This is a genomic window from Grimontia sp. NTOU-MAR1, from assembly GCF_035758505.1.
In the GTDB taxonomy this organism is placed as follows: Bacteria; Pseudomonadota; Gammaproteobacteria; order Enterobacterales; family Vibrionaceae; genus Enterovibrio; species Enterovibrio marinus.
This window is the reverse complement of record NZ_CP142108.1, coordinates 2,081,141-2,096,516: the sequence shown is the minus strand read 5'-3', so window position 1 is coordinate 2,096,516 and position 15,376 is coordinate 2,081,141. Positions and strand designations below refer to the sequence as shown.

Annotated in this window: 16 protein-coding genes; 5 read left to right on the top strand and 11 right to left on the bottom strand. The window is 49.7% G+C overall.

Going from position 1 to position 15,376, the window contains the following annotated elements; all coding sequences use genetic code 11:
* Positions 1-204: 204 nt before the first annotated feature.
* The 3 genes from VP504_RS09460 to VP504_RS09450 are packed head-to-tail and all read left to right on the top strand — an operon-like array spanning position 205 to position 4,497.
* Complete coding sequence (locus VP504_RS09460) at positions 205-2,028, top strand: assimilatory sulfite reductase (NADPH) flavoprotein subunit (RefSeq protein ID WP_325890960.1); 1,824 nt, start codon at positions 205-207, stop codon at positions 2,026-2,028.
* Positions 2,028-3,746, top strand: a complete 1,719-nt coding sequence (gene cysI / locus VP504_RS09455) for an assimilatory sulfite reductase (NADPH) hemoprotein subunit (RefSeq protein ID WP_046305652.1) — start codon at positions 2,028-2,030, stop codon at positions 3,744-3,746. The genes VP504_RS09460 and cysI overlap by 1 nt, the downstream gene beginning before the upstream one ends.
* A complete protein-coding gene (locus VP504_RS09450; protein ID WP_325890959.1) occupies positions 3,739-4,497 on the top strand; it encodes a phosphoadenylyl-sulfate reductase in 759 nt (252 codons plus the stop codon). Before cysI ends, VP504_RS09450 begins: the two co-directional genes overlap by 8 nt.
* Positions 4,498-4,562: 65 nt before the next feature.
* Here VP504_RS09450 and VP504_RS09445 read toward each other — a convergent pair whose 3' ends face one another.
* Positions 4,563-4,727 carry a hypothetical protein gene (locus VP504_RS09445; RefSeq protein ID WP_325894097.1) on the bottom strand — a complete coding sequence of 55 codons (165 nt, stop codon included), beginning with the start codon at positions 4,725-4,727 and terminating at the stop codon, positions 4,563-4,565.
* A 21-nt stretch (positions 4,728-4,748) separates the two neighbouring features.
* On the bottom strand, positions 4,749-5,651 hold the full coding sequence (locus VP504_RS09440) for a LysR family transcriptional regulator (protein WP_325890958.1): 903 nt from the start codon (positions 5,649-5,651) through the stop codon (positions 4,749-4,751).
* Between the two features lie 113 nt (positions 5,652-5,764).
* On the opposite strand from VP504_RS09440, the gene VP504_RS09435 reads away from it, so the two are divergent.
* Positions 5,765-6,598 carry a hypothetical protein gene (locus VP504_RS09435; protein WP_325890957.1) on the top strand — a complete coding sequence of 278 codons (834 nt, stop codon included), beginning with the start codon at positions 5,765-5,767 and terminating at the stop codon, positions 6,596-6,598.
* A 10-nt stretch (positions 6,599-6,608) separates the two neighbouring features.
* On the opposite strand, the gene VP504_RS09430 is transcribed toward VP504_RS09435, so the two are convergent.
* From VP504_RS09430 to VP504_RS09395, 8 genes are all read right to left on the bottom strand, one after another.
* Positions 6,609-7,097: a DUF2380 domain-containing protein gene (locus VP504_RS09430; RefSeq protein WP_325890956.1), complete on the bottom strand. Its 489-nt coding sequence runs from the start codon at positions 7,095-7,097 to the stop codon at positions 6,609-6,611.
* Between the two features lie 55 nt (positions 7,098-7,152).
* Positions 7,153-8,022 carry a quinoprotein dehydrogenase-associated putative ABC transporter substrate-binding protein gene (locus tag VP504_RS09425; RefSeq protein WP_325890955.1) on the bottom strand — a complete coding sequence of 290 codons (870 nt, stop codon included), beginning with the start codon at positions 8,020-8,022 and terminating at the stop codon, positions 7,153-7,155.
* 9 nt (positions 8,023-8,031) lie between these two features.
* The gene (locus VP504_RS09420; RefSeq protein WP_325890954.1) at positions 8,032-8,412 is read right to left on the bottom strand and encodes a hypothetical protein; all 381 of its coding nucleotides are present in this window, start codon (positions 8,410-8,412) and stop codon (positions 8,032-8,034) included.
* A gap of 26 nt (positions 8,413-8,438) precedes the next feature.
* A complete protein-coding gene (locus tag VP504_RS09415) occupies positions 8,439-8,888 on the bottom strand; it encodes a plastocyanin/azurin family copper-binding protein (protein ID WP_325890953.1) in 450 nt (149 codons plus the stop codon).
* Positions 8,889-9,006: 118 nt separating this feature from the next.
* Positions 9,007-10,815, bottom strand: a complete 1,809-nt coding sequence (locus VP504_RS09410; RefSeq protein ID WP_442788873.1) for a methanol/ethanol family PQQ-dependent dehydrogenase — start codon at positions 10,813-10,815, stop codon at positions 9,007-9,009.
* A gap of 522 nt (positions 10,816-11,337) precedes the next feature.
* Positions 11,338-12,123, bottom strand: a complete 786-nt coding sequence (locus VP504_RS09405; RefSeq protein ID WP_325890952.1) for a quinoprotein dehydrogenase-associated SoxYZ-like carrier — start codon at positions 12,121-12,123, stop codon at positions 11,338-11,340.
* 15 nt (positions 12,124-12,138) lie between these two features.
* On the bottom strand, positions 12,139-13,035 hold the full coding sequence (locus VP504_RS09400; RefSeq protein ID WP_325890951.1) for a quinoprotein relay system zinc metallohydrolase 2: 897 nt from the start codon (positions 13,033-13,035) through the stop codon (positions 12,139-12,141).
* Complete coding sequence (locus tag VP504_RS09395) at positions 13,032-13,580, bottom strand: rhodanese-like domain-containing protein (protein ID WP_325890950.1); 549 nt, start codon at positions 13,578-13,580, stop codon at positions 13,032-13,034. The genes VP504_RS09400 and VP504_RS09395 overlap by 4 nt, the downstream gene beginning before the upstream one ends.
* A gap of 148 nt (positions 13,581-13,728) precedes the next feature.
* Between VP504_RS09395 and VP504_RS09390 the strand changes: the two genes are divergently transcribed.
* On the top strand, positions 13,729-14,661 hold the full coding sequence (locus tag VP504_RS09390) for a LysR family transcriptional regulator (RefSeq protein WP_325890949.1): 933 nt from the start codon (positions 13,729-13,731) through the stop codon (positions 14,659-14,661).
* Between the two features lie 58 nt (positions 14,662-14,719).
* On the opposite strand, the gene VP504_RS09385 is transcribed toward VP504_RS09390, so the two are convergent.
* Positions 14,720-15,340, bottom strand: coding sequence for an FKBP-type peptidyl-prolyl cis-trans isomerase (locus VP504_RS09385; RefSeq protein ID WP_325890948.1), 621 nt, complete (start codon positions 15,338-15,340; stop codon positions 14,720-14,722).
* Between the last annotated feature and the right edge of the window lie 36 nt (positions 15,341-15,376).

The window sequence follows — 15,376 nt, the reverse complement described above, 5'->3', positions numbered from 1 at the left end:
CTTTCTATGAACTGTACCTAGTGTTACTCCGGTTTTCTCCTTACCCGCGAATTCCCATAGATCTCAGTTGGTCAGTGAATCCGATACATTTCTATATGACCATGTGATCTAACGCAAGGTTATAAAACATGCATTTCTATTCTTTCTAGTTATTACGGCGAATAGCTAATCTATGCTCACGCAATAATAAAGGAATGTCGTGACATGTTACTTAAGGAACTTTCTGCGCTGGCGAGTCCGCTTAATGACCAGCAGATCGGCCAACTGCAGCAGGCCGTGGCAGAGTTGTCGCCACAACAGCTGGCTTGGATCAGCGGTTATTTCTGGGGTTTAAGCCAAACTCCGGCGGCAGCGGGTGCTAACCCTCAACCTCTTGCCCAAGCGGTTGCCACTGCGGCGAAACCTGCGGGTAAGCTGACTATCATTTATGCCTCTCAAACCGGCAACGCAAAAGGCGTGGCGGAAGCTTTGGAAGCAAAAGCCAAGGCAGATGGCGTAGAGGTTTCTCTGTATTCAGCGGATGATTACAAACCGCGTGATCTGGCGAAAGAAACGCACCTTATCATCGTGGCGTCGACCAACGGTGAAGGCGAGCCGCCAGATAATGCGATTTCTCTGCACGAATTCCTGCAATCAAAGAAAGCGCCGAAACTCGACAAACTGCAATACGCAGTGTTGGGCTTGGGTGATTCAAGCTACGAATTCTTCTGCCAAACCGGTAAAGACTTCGACACTTACCTGTCTAAGCTGGGCGCGAAAGCTATCGCACCGCGTGTTGACTGCGACGTGGATTACGAAGCAGAAGCAGAAAGCTGGAGCAGCGACGTCCTGGCGAAAGTGAAAGAAACCATTGGTGGCGGTGAAGATGAAGTGGTTGTGCCACTGCATGCAGCGACCACCGCAGGTGCGGCTTCTGCCTATAACAAGCAAAACCCTTATGCGGCAGAGCTGGTAGCAAACCAGAAAATCACTGGCCGTGATTCAGGCAAAGACGTTCGCCATATCGAAATCGATCTGGGTGAGTCAGGTCTGACTTACCAACCGGGCGATGCGCTGGGTGTTTACTACACCAACAGTCCTGAACTTGCCGATGAAATCCTCGCGAAAGTGGGCCTGACGGGTGATGAAACGGTTGAAGTGGCGGGTGAATCCCTTTCACTGCGCCAAGCGCTGATCGAGAAGTTCGAGATCACCGCAGCGAACCCGCAGCAAGTGGCTGCGATTGCTGAACTTTCTGGCAGCAAGAAACTGCAAAAGCTCGCAGAAGACAAAGACAAACTGCGCCAATACGCCAACAACACCCAAGTGGTTGACGTGCTGGGCGAGAAGAAAACCAAGCTGACCGCTGAGCAACTGGCTGGCCTGCTTCGTAAACTGACGCCTCGTTTGTACTCGATTGCTTCAAGCCAGGAAGAAGTGGGCGAAGAAGTACACCTGACCGTGGGTCTGGTGGAGTTCCAAAACGGTGACAACACCCGTTTTGGCGGTGCATCAGGCTTCCTGTCGCAGCGTGCTGAAGACGCAGAGTCTGTGAAAGTGTTCATCGAACACAACAACAACTTCAAACTGCCAGCAGACGACAATGCACCTGTCATCATGGTCGGCCCAGGTACGGGTATTGCGCCATTCCGTGCTTTCATGCAAGAGCGTGATGCCCGCGGCGCAGAAGGTAAGAACTGGTTGTTCTTTGGCGACCGTACTTTCACCCAAGACTTCCTGTATCAAGTCGAGTGGCAGAAATTCCTGAAAGACGGCCTGCTGAGCAAAATCGACCTAGCCTTTAGCCGCGATCAAGCTGAGAAAGTATATGTTCAGCATAAGATTGTCGAGCAAGGCAAAGAAGTATGGCAATGGCTGCAAGACGGCGCTTACCTATACATCTGTGGTGACGCGACCTATATGGCCAAAGACGTTCATGAAGCATTGATTACGGTTGCCCAGGAGCAGGGTGGTAAGAGCCGAGAAGACGCAGAAAACTATTTGAACGAACTGCGTAAGGCGAAGCGCTATCAAAAGGATGTGTATTAATGAGTGACAAGCAAGTCGTGTTGGGTCAAGAGCTAGGCCCATTGTCAGATAACGAACGTCTGAAGCGCGAAAGTGATTTTCTTCGCGGCACCATTGAGCAGGATCTGTCTGATCCAGTGACAGGTGGTTTTACCGCAGACAACTTCCAGCTGATCCGATTCCACGGCATGTATCAGCAGGACGACCGCGATATTCGCGCTGAGCGTCAAAAGCAGAAGTTGGAGCCGCTGCACAATGTGATGCTGCGTGCCCGTATGCCGGGTGGCATCATCACCCCGAAACAGTGGCTGGCGATTGATGAGTTCGCGACCGAGCACACTATGTACGGCAGTATCCGTTTGACTACGCGCCAGACATTCCAGTTCCACGGTGTGTTGAAGCCAAACATCAAGCTGATGCATCAGACGCTGAACAAAATCGGTATCGATTCCATTGCAACAGCGGGTGACGTGAACCGTAACGTACTATGTACCACAAACCCTGTGGAATCTGAGCTGCATCAGGAAGCCTACGAGTGGGCAGCCAAGATCAGTGAACACCTGCTGCCGAAAACCCGCGCTTACGCGGAAATTTGGCTGGACGGTGAGAAGGTAGAAGGACATCAGGATGAAGAACCTATCCTGGGCTCAAACTATCTGCCACGTAAATTTAAAACCACTGTCGTGATCCCACCGCAAAATGATGTGGATGTGCATGCAAACGACCTGAACTTTGTGGCGATTGCAGATAATGGCAAGCTGGTTGGTTTTAACGTACTGGTCGGTGGTGGCCTTGCAATGACCCACGGTGACACCAGCACTTATCCGCGTAAAGCGGACGATCTGGGCTTTATCCCGCTGGATAAAACGTTGGATGTAGCGGCAGCCGTTGTGACCACACAGCGCGATTGGGGTAACCGTTCTAACCGTAAGAACGCGAAGACTAAGTACACACTGGATCGTGTTGGCACTGACGTGTTCAAAGCGGAAGTGGAAAAGCGCGCAGACGTGAAGTTCGAAGCAAGCCGTCCGTACGAGTTCACTGACCGTGGTGACCGTCTGGGTTGGGTTGAAGGCATCGACGGTAAGCACCACTTGGCTCTGTTTATCGAAAACGGTCGCTTGTTAGACTACCCAGGCAAGCCGCTGAAAACCGGTGTGGCTGAGATTGCGAAAATCCACAAAGGCGATTTCCGCATGACCGCGAACCAGAACCTGATCATCGCGGGTGTGTCTAAGTCTAACAAAGCGAAAATTGAGAAGATTGCCCGTGAACATGGCCTGATGGATGACGGTGTAAGCGAGCAGCGTAAGAACTCGATGGCGTGTGTGGCTTTCCCAACCTGTCCGTTGGCGATGGCTGAAGCTGAGCGCTTCCTGCCAGGCTTTGTGACCGAGATTGAAGGCGTGCTGGAGAAGCACGGCGTAGGTGATGACCACATCATCTTCCGTGTCACTGGCTGTCCGAACGGTTGTGGCCGTGCCATGCTGGCAGAGATTGGTCTGGTGGGTAAAGCGCCGGGTCGATACAACCTGCACCTAGGTGGGAACCGTGAAGGTACCCGCGTGCCTAAAATGTACAAAGAGAACATTACTGACGCACAGATCCTGGAAGAGATCGATGCACTGGTTGGCCGCTGGGCAACCGAGCGTAACGACGGTGAAGGCTTCGGTGATTTTGTTATCCGCGCTGGCATTATTGCGGAAGTGAAAGTCTCTAAGAGGGATTTCTATGCCTAAATTTCAACTGTCCGATTTGCTTGGCCGCACCAAGGCTGAGCAAATCTTAGAACTGGCGCCAATCAATGCTGAGCTTGAAAGCATGTCAGCGCAGGAGCGGGTTCGCTGGGCGTTGGAAAACCTGCAGGGGGAGTTCGCCCTGTCATCAAGCTTTGGTATTCAGGCGGCGGTGATGCTGCACCTGGTGACACAGGAAAAACCGGACACGCCGGTTATTCTGACCGACACAGGCTATCTGTTCCCGGAAACCTACCAGTTTATTAATGAACTGACTGAGCGCCTAAAACTAGAACTGTGCGTCTACCGTGCAGAGCAGAGCTCGGCATGGCAGGAAGCGCAATACGGTAAGCTTTGGGAGCAAGGTGTGGAAGGCATTGAGCGCTACAACCGCCTCAACAAGGTGGAGCCAATGCGCCGTGCACTGGATGAGCTGAATGTGGGTACCTGGTTTTCTGGCCTTCGCCGCGATCAGTCAAGTTCACGCCAGACTCTGCCTATTCTGGGTATTCAGAACGGTGTGTTTAAGTTTCTGCCAGTCATCGACTGGACGAACAAAGACGTGCACTACTACCTGAGAGAGCATGACCTGCCGTATCACCCATTGTGGGATCAAGGTTATGTGTCGGTTGGTGATGTGCATACCACCCGCAAGCTGGAAGACGGCATGACAGAAGAAGAAACCCGCTTCTTTGGTCTGAAACGCGAATGTGGTTTGCATGAAGACGACGTGAGCGACGGCGCGGGCATTTAACGTCCAAACAGAACGAAAAAAGCGATGCTATCTAGCATCGCTTTTTTACTGTTGATCGTGATGAATCAGTAATTTTTAAACGTGCGGTCAACGTCTTTAAAGCATTGTTCCCTATCAGTATTGTTACGGATTTGGTAACACTCATCTTCTGCCATTTCGCGGCCAACATCGGCGGAACACCCGGCGATAATCAACAAACTGGTGGCTATCAACATGGCTTTCATCTTCACGTTCTCAGTTCCATTTTCTAGTTAGACTGGCGAATCTTTAATTAATTCGCAAAGTGCGTTTCTCAGCCACAGGTTTGCCGGGCTGTGTTGGTTACGTTTGTGCCAAATTAACTGATGAACAATGTTTTCGCCGGTAAAGGGAGATTCAAGCACTTTAAGGTCGTGGAGCTTAGCGTGCTTTTCTGCGAACAAATGACCAGTCATGCCAATACATTCACTTTCCCCGACCAGCGCCATCATGGATGAGAGGGACTCGCACTCTGCGCTGATAATGCGTTCACTGAGGTTTTCCTTTGTAAAATAGTCTGCTGCAAACAGATTTGAGCGTCTGAGCCGAAGCGTGATGTGTTTCTCCGCATAATACTGAGTGGCTGAAATCTTGTCACCAATCCGAGGGTGGCTTTTGGCGCAGATAAGGCGAAGTTCCTCGTTAAAAAGCGGCAGTGTCTGGAACGATTGTCCATTGACTTTACCCACATCTATCGCGAGATCGGCCTTTTGTAGACTAAGCATTTCCAGCAAACGGCTTTCTGTTCGGGGGACTGAATTAAACTGGATTCGGCACTTTTCGAACAGTAGACTTTTTTCGACTTTAGGGTGCAGTAACTGCAAGGCCACTTCGTTAACCAATACGTTAAAGGTGCGCTCAGTTTGGGGAGTGAAATGATTAATGTGTAATAAGGCACGGGACATCTGCTCGAGGGCCGGACGAATGTCATTGGCTAGTTGAACAGCTGCATGCGTGGGGCTAATTCCCCTTCCTTCCCGGACAAACAGTTCCACTCCAATTTGCTTCTTCAGACGTTTCAACGCCGTACTGACACCCGGTTGTGTCATATTGAGTGATTCGGCCGCAGCGGTTATCGAGCGAAGTTCGTAGACAGTGAGAAAAACGGATAGCAAATTGAAGTCTGGTTTAGTCATAGTAAACACATAACAATTGATTATATTTTTATTAAAATTGACTTTATTTTTAATTATATGTCAAGGCGGTAATGTCTCTCCATTAGATGAATCACAGATTGCGATGGAGATAGATGATGATTAACCCTTGTGCTATCCGTAGTGCCAACAAGTGCGGCTTTGACGCTTCCGACCATTTCTTCAGCTCCACCCGCCAAGGCTTGTTACTCACTCCTTTGGTTACCTTTGGACTCACGTTTCAGGTGCATGCTGAAAAAAGTGATCTGCAGGATATGTCTGATCCGTTGGCCGTATACACGCAGGCTGGTGTTGGAGTGACGAATAATGGTCTGAACTTCAAACTGGGTATGACCTACGATACCGGCATTGATACCACCATGGGGATGAACATTATAGAGCTGAAAGGGCTGGCAGGGGATTTTTTACACCTTGGTGGTGATGACAGTTTTGATACCGTTCGTTTCCGTAACTTTGGCCTTGATACCCAGATAGGTTGGGGCTCTCAGATTGACATCAGTTGGGATTTCGACAGCAGTTTGGGAAGAGCTTCATACAGTAAAATCCGCGCATTGCCAGCAATGGGTGCACTTCAGTTATACCCTTTGGCTGGTGCCGGCTTGACGGTGTCAGACACGGCAGAGATCAGGGGAACGGAGACGCCAATTGGCAGCGTTGGCTATGCCATTCCATCTACCTATCTTGTGGTAGGAACTTACGCCAAATTGACGGTCTCCGATGATATTTGGCTTAACTACAACCCTATGTATATCAACACCCTGAACGACAATCACTACATGAAAGGTGCGATGGATGGTTGGTATCATGAAGTGGCTGCCAGTTACCAAATCAACCCACGTCAGAATGTCAGAGTATTTGGTCACTTCTCTGACTCTGATATTGCCGGTTCTACACGGGATTGGCGATTGGAGTTTAACCGCCAGTTCTGAAGCCTGAAGGTTAAGGGGATGATGTTCGGGATAGTTGTTTTATCTGGCTGTGAATTTTCTCAGCGAGCTTGTCGATGCCCCGTTGATTCAATTCACTCTGCTGACCTTTTATTTCCACAATCAGTTCAGGGTATGCAAGCTTTGCTTTCACGTTGACAACCTGAACAATCAGGTAGGAAAACAGGAAGCTGGGTTTATGGAGTCGGGTGATGACGATCCAGTCAGCGTCAAAGCTCTCTCCAAGTTCAGTGGCTGAGTCTGTATGTTCAAACAGATAACCAAAGCCTTGGTTGGCGTTTTCATAGGCTTCTAGCGGAACCTGAACAGTGGCGTAACCATGTTCGTCTGCCAAAGATTTACGCAGCATAGGAGCAAGGCTGGCAGTGCGTACGACTTCTTCAGTGTTGTCATCGATCTGTGTAAAGTCTGCGAGCTCAAAATTGAGGACGGCAATGCCAGCGGCAAAGGATGGGGTGCTGAAAAACAGCGTCGCAAACATGAACGCCTTAGGGAAGGATAAGTAAAAACGGACAGTTAAACTGCCCGTAGAGTGATTAGTCATCATCATCATCACGCCTTGGCTTGGATGAAGCTTCCACGACTGGCACCCCATAATCCTGAAGGATCATCGCGATTTGCGGTGCATTGGCATCCATTGCCATTTCTACCGTTTCTTTCCATGGACGCTCTCCGTAGCGTACCCCCATCGAAATAGCGAAATCAAAGACTTTACTACCCTCTGATGTCATTGGAACGACCGCAACATCAGACTGGTTTTGGGCAAAATAGCCAGCAATGGGACCCCAGATCACCAAGACATCATACTCACCATCCGCTACCCGTTTCACCATCTTGCCAGGGTAGTCTTCCGGATCACCGTTCATAATACGGAAGAATTCTGTGTTGTCCTTGAAGCCATTCTCACGTAACCATGAAACGACGGGAGAAGGAGTGAAGGCTGCGACTTTCAGTGACTGTTTGACCTCGTCAGGCAAGTTGGCGAGCGCCTGTTGACTGTCGACTCCTGCCAATGCCCCTTCTTTTTTGTACAGTAGAGAATAGGCAGAGCGGTAATAGGGCTTGGTGGTGGCTGCAATATCGAACTGTACCGGAACACCAATCACCAAATCGCAGGCAAAGCGGCCATTGTCGTCAGACCAATTCTTTAGGGTATTGCGGATAAAGCCCATACGCTGGGGAAACCAAACATATTCCACATCAAGCCCGAAATAATCTCCGAGCTGCTCGGCGATTTTATTCTCAAACCCCTGCTGTTCGCGGTTGGAGTAGGGTAGGTTATTGGGGTCTGCGCAGACACGGAGTTTATCTGGCAAGGAAGATGGGAAGGTATTGTCTGCCGCGAAGGATAAACTGCTAATCCACAGCGAGAGCATCACGATAAGGAGTGAAAACAAAGACTTCATACTGACCTCCTACTTGGCTGCTGCCGTGACTTGCTGGGACACAAAGCACTCTTGTTCGGCATTGTCACGAATGCCTAGTAGCCCTTTTCGCGCACTGCGGCTGTCTTTGGACGAACGGAAGTAACCGCCCCGTTCACCACGCATGCTGCGAAGGCGCACAAACGCATCCGCATGTACGTATTCGTCAAAGGTCATTTGACTGGCAATTTTGTCAATCACACAACTGCATCCATACATGTTTACATACGTTGGCCCGCCTTTTAGTGACATACATTCCTGCACGTATTTCACTCGCTCAAGCGTTGGGAAATCGTTAGCACTAGCAGCAGGTGAGGCCAGTAAAAACAAGGTGGGTACAACAAGCGCGCTTACTCTTTTTACTACTTGCATAAGCTGACTCCTTTACTAGAAAACGCTCAAATTACGCCTTCGGCTTTAAGGTGTTTTTTGAATTTCTTCAGCAGCCCTTTGGCAGGGAGCAAAGATTTGTCTTTCTTGATTTCGGCGAGGTAGGCGTCGATAGTGCCTTCAATATCGGAAGGGTCGCCGACAAGCAGAACACCGCCCATCCGTGCTCCCCAATGCGGTGTGCATTTGTAGACATAAACGCCTTCATTGTCGAAAACAAAGCTCACATCCATGCCGAGTTCAGTCAAAATCTTCTCGGTGCCTTCAGGCACCATAGCGTCAATGGTTTCAATGAGATGAGCGGGCATATTCGTCCAGCTTACCCTATCCCCCGGTTGGAGAATCACGAACATGGGGTCGAATTTCACGCCGACGGCGCGTACTTCGTATTCTTCTGCAAAAGCGTTACTTACCAGTCCCAAAAACAATAAGAGTGAACCTACTAACTTCTTAGCCATACGCATTATCCTTTTGCTACTTGTTGAGTGTAGATGCCCCAAAGGCGATTCAACCTGATGCAGTGCGTCAGAGATGAGAAAGGGGAGTAGATACTCCCCCTTCGTTGTTGTTTTTGATTTAGTTAGGCAAAGCAAACACCGTCAACACGCCACCTAGTTGGGTATAGTCAGACAGTTTGCGGTAGGCGCCTACTGCACCAAGACCGTCAGTATCGCCCTCAAGACCGGCGGCCATACCTATGCCAGCCCAGCCACCAATACCTGACAAAACTGCCACATATTGCTTGCCATCATGCATGTATGTATTCACGTTGCCGATAATGCCCGATGGGGTTTTGAAGCGATAAAGTTCTTTACCTGTCTTCTCATCTACGGCTTTCAGGTAGCCTTCGAGTGTGCCATAGAAGACGATGCCACCGCCCGTTGCCAAGGCGCCACTCCACACAGAGAATGGCTCTGGCAGTGACCAGACTATCTCGCCTTTCTCTGCATCCCAGGCAATAAAGTTACCCAGACCGCCATGGCTGTCCGGTGCAGGGAACATGGAAAGGGTAGCACCAACATAAGGCTGCCCAGCGGTGTAAGAAACTTCGAAAGGTTCGTAGTTCATACATACATGGTTGGTCGGAACATAGAAAAGACCAGTGCGCGGACTATATGTCGCAGGTTGTTGGTCTTTGGAGCCGAGTGCGGCAGGGCAGATACCTTTGGTATCTACATCTTCACCATTATATTGCGTGGAATATTTGTCCACCACTTGAGGACGACCAGTTTCCATGTCCACATGAGTAGCCCAGTTTACAGCAGGGTCAAATTTCTCAGCCACCAGCAATTCGCCGGTAACGCGATCCATGGTGTAGCCGAAGCCGTTACGGTCAAAGTGAACCAGCAGTTTGCGGTCTTTGCCTTTGAACTTCTTATCAACCAGAATCATTTCGTTGATGCCATCGTAATCCCATTCATCGTGAGGCGTCATCTGGTAAAGCCATTTCGCCATACCAGTATCTGCATCACGCGCCATGATAGTCATGGAATACTTGTTGTCACCTGGGCGCTGTGATGGATTCCAAGTACTTGGGTTACCCGTTCCGTAGTAAATGAGATTCAACTCAGGATCATAGGTAAACCAACCCCAGGTGGTACCGCCACCGATTTTCCATTGGTCGCCTTCCCAGGACTTCAAGCTGGAATCTTTACCAATAGGTTTGAGCATCTCAGTGGTTTTTTCTGGGTCAACCAGCATTTCATCATCTGGCCCTGTGCTGTATGCACGCCAGGCGACGCTGCCGTCTTTGATGTTATAAGCAGTAAGGTAACCGCGCACACCGAATTCCCCCCCACTGATACCTGTGATGATTTTGTCTTTCACCACCAGAGGAGCATTGGTGTTGGTCCCACCAGTTTTTGGATCGCCATTTACGACTTTCCAGACCACCTTACCGGTTTTTTGATCTAACGCGACGAGGGTAGTGTCTGCCTGTTGTAGGAAAATTTTTCCATCGGCATATGCAAGGCCACGATTAACGGTGTCGCAACACATAACAGCGATAACAGACGAATCTTGTTTCGGTACGTACTCCCAAATCAGCGCTTTGGTTTTCAGATCAATGGCGAAGACTTTGTTGGGGAAAGGTGTGTGGACATACATGGTATCGCCCAAAACAAGTGGACTGCCTTCATGACCACGAAGTACACCAGTAGAGAATGTCCAGGCTACCTGAAGATCTTTAGCGTTTTTCGCGTTGATTTGATCTAGTGAGCTATACCGAGTCCCTGAATAGTCACCGCCCCACATGACCCACTGATTGGGATCATCCTGGAGTTTGATGAGCTCGTCATTTGCTTGTGAAGCTGCGGGAAACAGCATGGTGATGGATAATGTAGCGACTGCGACTAAGCAGCGTCTTAACCTTACAGCACCTATCATATTTACTTCCTCCGTGACAGCACGATTGGTCGGAGGCCTAAGGGCGACCTGACTTCGGCTTTATTGACTCAATTTTTAATGCGTATGCCGCGGAGTTGTGGGGACGCTGCGCTGGCCAATGCTCGCTGGGTCTGTAAGCCACTTTGATGCGCTGGCTACGATAGCGATCTACAACTTGGGCGGATCCGCGTTTATTGACTGAATCCTAAGATCATCTCGACTCAAGAGAGGGGCACTAAAAGTGGTGCCGTTTGTTGAGTACAAAATGTCGTGAATTGAGTGTATGGCAGCTTTTGGGGTTGTGTGAGAAGGAAAAGGACACAACACTTTTGTCCGCGGGCAACAATGTTTAAGGGGTGGGATTTTGTAATTAAATCACTGAAAATAATAATACTTTAGGTGTCTTACTTTAGGGATAACCATTAATTTATGAGATAAGCGCCCGGTAACATATCCTTAAAAGTCATCGAGATACGTTACCAGGAGCTTGGTGTTTTTTTATGAGACTTCGCAGGACTGTTATCAAATGTCCCATTCACTGGAAAACTGACGGCCAGTGGAGTCTTTCACGTCGGCTTTCAATTTGCCGCTCTTACCCTTATCAAGATGGAAGGTAAAAGTTGGATTTTCGCTGATAGATATGCCCCCGTTAAAGTGCATGACAGGTTCACCTTCTAGCGTAATGTTTACATCACTTACGTAATCCGAAGGGATCCAGTGGCGCGTGATCTGGTCAATTTGAAGCCCACTGTAGTTGGGGTGGCTGATCAAAAGCTGCATCATTCTGGAATTTTCACCTGCCAGATCTTTAAGCTTCATTCTTCCCATTCGCTGACGAGCCAGCATGTCATCTGCGCCTGCCGGTGCAGAGCAACCGCCAGAAGCTTTAACAAATTTACTGTGCATATGAAGTTTGCCATCAGCAGTTTGGGCAATCACCCTAATTGGGCTGTAGGCATTGACGCGAACACGGGTGGCGATGTTAGCGACCCCATTGTTCGGGCTCATGTCAAAGCTGCCAACAATCGGAGAAGGGTTGTTGTCGACGATAAGGTGAATGCGCTGGATAGGGTTAGGATCGTCCTGACGCACATTAACCTTCACTTCGAGTGGAACCAGCGCAGCATCAATGGCGCGTTTCGGTGCTGTCAGCGAAACAACGTCTTCACTTTCTACAATATCAGGTGAGCCGGGAAACAGACTGTCACGGATTAGTGGCCAGGTGGCACTTTCTGTTTCAGATTGGGCATAACTTTGCAGTGGCAAAGTGCTGAGCAGTGCCGATAGCAGCATGGTGGTCATTTTCATCGGAGAGTCCTCTCATCATTCCCATTCCAACTCCTTGTAAGCCTGAATCACATTGCGAGGGTGGAACTCTTCATAAAGCTTCCAGTCCTCTGGAGACGGCATGACGGTGGTGCTGGCTGTGTTGATATCGATGTTATTGTTGATAGCGGCACGAACAGCTTGTGCCAGAGAAGAGAGATAGCGCTTTTGTTTTTCAAAAGCTTGTTTTGATTTTTGTAGTGGGCCATGCCCCGGGATCACTTGGTTGTAAGGCATGGCCTCAAGTTTTTCCGTTTCAGCGAGCCAGCCAATCAGGTTTCCATCAAGTGTGGGCAGATGATTAATAAACAGTAGATCGCCGGAGATCAGTGTGCCTGATTCTCGATCAAACACTGAGAGATCGTGGCGGGTGTGCGCCCGCTCGTGCGGGGTTAACGTCAGGATACGGTTACCAAGATCAAGGCTGGTCGTTTCACTAACCACACGCGTCGCCCCAATCGGCTTGGTGCCGGTAAACCACGGGTTGGTTAATCGTTGAAGATAGTAGCCGGATTTGGCATTGAAATCGCCGGGGTAGCGGGCGTGGGCGACAAACTCAGGCTTTTCATCGACAAAGGCGATGTTGCCGAAGTGATGATCGGGATGGACATGCGTATTGATCACAAAGCGAATAGGTAAACGGGTTTGTTGCCTAATCGCCCTAAGCACCGCCTCGCCCGCCCGTTTACTGCCGCCGGTATCAATCACAGCAACAGCTTCGTCTCCGACAATAAAAGTGATATTGGCGACTGGATCGTTGTTGACGGTAAACAGATCTGCAATCTTCCCCTGATGCATGAAAACACCGGGTGCGACCTCTCTAAACGTAAGTTCCAGCGATGCTTGTACAGAGAGAGGAAGCATCAGAAAAAGCATGACCAGTAGACGGCTCATGGTCTTACCGGATGCTGCGTTTCTAGCGCATAACCCGCCTCTTTCCAACCTTTCACACCTGCACGATACCAATAGACATCTTTGGCTCCTAGCTCAATTGCCCGTTTTCCTGCATTCCACGAATGCCAGCAATTGGGCTCGCAAAATACCACCATTGGCGTGTTATTAGGCAGTGATGTCTTCAATAGCTGGATGAGAGAGTCAGGCGCAATCCCGTGGCCGACATTGGCAAGCCAGATGGCGCCCGGCAGGGTCTCACGTGAAGGCTCAATCCAGAGCGTATCCGGTGAAAGGTCCTTAGGTTTATTAGGGGCAGGGAAGACATCAATCAATATTGGACGCCGCGCGTCAATGAAAGCCGCAAGCTGCTCGGCAGAATCGATGACCTGACCACCGGTTAATGTTTCAGGAACTGCTGCCCGGTAATTCTCGGTACGGTAGCTGTTGGGTTCAGGGATTGTTTCAGCACTGATACTGGTGATATGAAAAGCACACAATATCGCGCATATGAAACTTATTTCCTTGATAAATTTAAGGGCATTCATACTACTTTATTCTGATAATACTCATACCTTAGTAGGAGAAGGGCAGAGCACTACACATTATGGGTTAACATTAGGATAACAATCAGACCGTCAAGGGGCGGGTTTTATTGTTGCAGCCATCAATAAACTTCTTTTCAGTGGGGCAAAGATGAACCGTTGGAGTGGTGTTGAAGAATTTGTTGAAGTTGTCAACAGTGGCAGTTTTACCGCCGCCGCACGCAAGTTGGGGGTGTCTACTTCCCATGTCAGTCGTCGTATCGACGCGTTGGAAAGTAGGCTCACTACCCGCTTGCTCTATCGTACAACGCGACAAATCACGCTGACTGAAGTCGGCAAAATGTACTTTGAGCAATGTAATGATCTCATCGAAAAATTCGCTGAGGTAGAAGCATTGGTTACCCAAATGCAGACCGAGCCGGTCGGTACCTTGAAAATCACTGCGCCTTCGGTGTTTGGTGAGAAGTTCATTGCGCCGCTCGCGAATGATTTCATTGAGGTGCATCCCAAGCTCAGTGTCGAGTTTCACTTTACCAATGATGTGGTGGACTTGGTGCATGACGGCTATGACTTGGCCATTCGTACCGGAGATCTGAAAGACAGTACCTTGATGGCGAAAAAGCTTGCGCCGCGGAAACTCTATGTGTGTGCATCGCCAGCTTATCTGAAGGAATTTGGGGTACCGGCTAATTTGGACGATCTGCAAAACCACAATTGTCTGGTTGGGCTTGTGGATAGCTGGAGTTTTCGGGATGACGGTAACGCGGTGAACATCAAACCGCAGGGGCGCTGGCATGGGAACAGTGGCAGTGCAGTGCTGGATGCTGCCTTACACGGCTTGGGGTTGGCACAATTGCCGGACTACTACGTAAGCCAGAAAATCATGAGCGGTGAGCTGGTAGAAGTCTTGTCGGGTTATCAGGCACCGGATTCGGCAGTCTGGGCGGTTTACCCGTTTAACCGCAACCTGTCAGCCAAAGTCAGGCTGTTTGTGGACTTCCTCTCCGATCATTTCCAGCATCATTTGCCCTGGATGGTGGAGGAGCATCACGACAACGATGACCATCAGGAAGCTGCGGGGTAATCTAAAGTCACAGGTACAAAAAAAGCCAGCACGAAAGCTGGCTTTTTTTGCGCAGAACTTACAGGATATCCAGCAGTTCTACTTCGAATACCAGTGCTGCGAAAGGAGGGATCGCTGCACCCGCACCGCGCTCGCCATATGCCAGATCTTGTGGGATGTACAGTTTCCACTTAGAACCTACAGGCATCATTTGCAGGGCTTCAACCCAACCTTTGATCACGCCGGTTACTGGGAATTCAGCTGGCTGACCGCGCTCTACAGAGCTGTCGAACTTAGTGCCGTCAGTAAGGGTACCGTGGTAGTGAACACGTACTTGCTTGTCAGAAGTCGGGACCTCACCGTTACCTTCAACCAGTACTTCGTACTGCAGGCCAGACTCGGTCACGGTCACTTCGTCACGCTTCGCGTTCTCAGCCAGGAAAGCTTCGCCTTCTGCTGCTGCTTCTTTTGCTGCCGCTTGGCGAACTTCTTCTGCCTGGGTGTGCAGTTCACGCAGTGCATTGTTGATCTCGTCGATCTCAATCTCAGGCATGTTACCCGCCAGAGCGGTTGCGATACCTTTCGCGATTGCATCTACGTTCAGACCTTCCAGACCAGAACCTGCCAGTTGCTGACCCATTTGCAGACCGATGCCGTAGCTTGCTTTCTGCTCTACGGTTTCCAGTTTTACATCAGACATGTCGTCTCTCTTTATTTGCGGGTTTAAAGTGGGCAA

What these genes read in the sequence shown, in the direction of transcription:
- VP504_RS09460 (WP_325890960.1), top strand. Translation starts at nt 205, where the DNA reads ATGTTACTTAAGGAACTTTCTGCGCTGGCGAGTCCGCTTAATGACCAG.
- cysI (WP_046305652.1), top strand. Translation starts at nt 2,028, where the DNA reads ATGAGTGACAAGCAAGTCGTGTTGGGTCAAGAGCTAGGCCCATTGTCA.
- VP504_RS09450 (WP_325890959.1), top strand. Translation starts at nt 3,739, where the DNA reads ATGCCTAAATTTCAACTGTCCGATTTGCTTGGCCGCACCAAGGCTGAG.
- VP504_RS09440 (WP_325890958.1), bottom strand. Translation starts at nt 5,651, where the DNA reads ATGACTAAACCAGACTTCAATTTGCTATCCGTTTTTCTCACTGTCTAC.
- VP504_RS09435 (WP_325890957.1), top strand. Translation starts at nt 5,765, where the DNA reads ATGATGATTAACCCTTGTGCTATCCGTAGTGCCAACAAGTGCGGCTTT.
- VP504_RS09430 (WP_325890956.1), bottom strand. Translation starts at nt 7,097, where the DNA reads ATGTTTGCGACGCTGTTTTTCAGCACCCCATCCTTTGCCGCTGGCATT.
- VP504_RS09425 (WP_325890955.1), bottom strand. Translation starts at nt 8,022, where the DNA reads ATGAAGTCTTTGTTTTCACTCCTTATCGTGATGCTCTCGCTGTGGATT.
- VP504_RS09420 (WP_325890954.1), bottom strand. Translation starts at nt 8,412, where the DNA reads ATGCAAGTAGTAAAAAGAGTAAGCGCGCTTGTTGTACCCACCTTGTTT.
- VP504_RS09415 (WP_325890953.1), bottom strand. Translation starts at nt 8,888, where the DNA reads ATGGCTAAGAAGTTAGTAGGTTCACTCTTATTGTTTTTGGGACTGGTA.
- VP504_RS09410 (WP_442788873.1), bottom strand. Translation starts at nt 10,815, where the DNA reads ATGATAGGTGCTGTAAGGTTAAGACGCTGCTTAGTCGCAGTCGCTACA.
- VP504_RS09405 (WP_325890952.1), bottom strand. Translation starts at nt 12,123, where the DNA reads ATGAAAATGACCACCATGCTGCTATCGGCACTGCTCAGCACTTTGCCA.
- VP504_RS09400 (WP_325890951.1), bottom strand. Translation starts at nt 13,035, where the DNA reads ATGAGCCGTCTACTGGTCATGCTTTTTCTGATGCTTCCTCTCTCTGTA.
- VP504_RS09395 (WP_325890950.1), bottom strand. Translation starts at nt 13,580, where the DNA reads ATGAATGCCCTTAAATTTATCAAGGAAATAAGTTTCATATGCGCGATA.
- VP504_RS09390 (WP_325890949.1), top strand. Translation starts at nt 13,729, where the DNA reads ATGAACCGTTGGAGTGGTGTTGAAGAATTTGTTGAAGTTGTCAACAGT.
- VP504_RS09385 (WP_325890948.1), bottom strand. Translation starts at nt 15,340, where the DNA reads ATGTCTGATGTAAAACTGGAAACCGTAGAGCAGAAAGCAAGCTACGGC.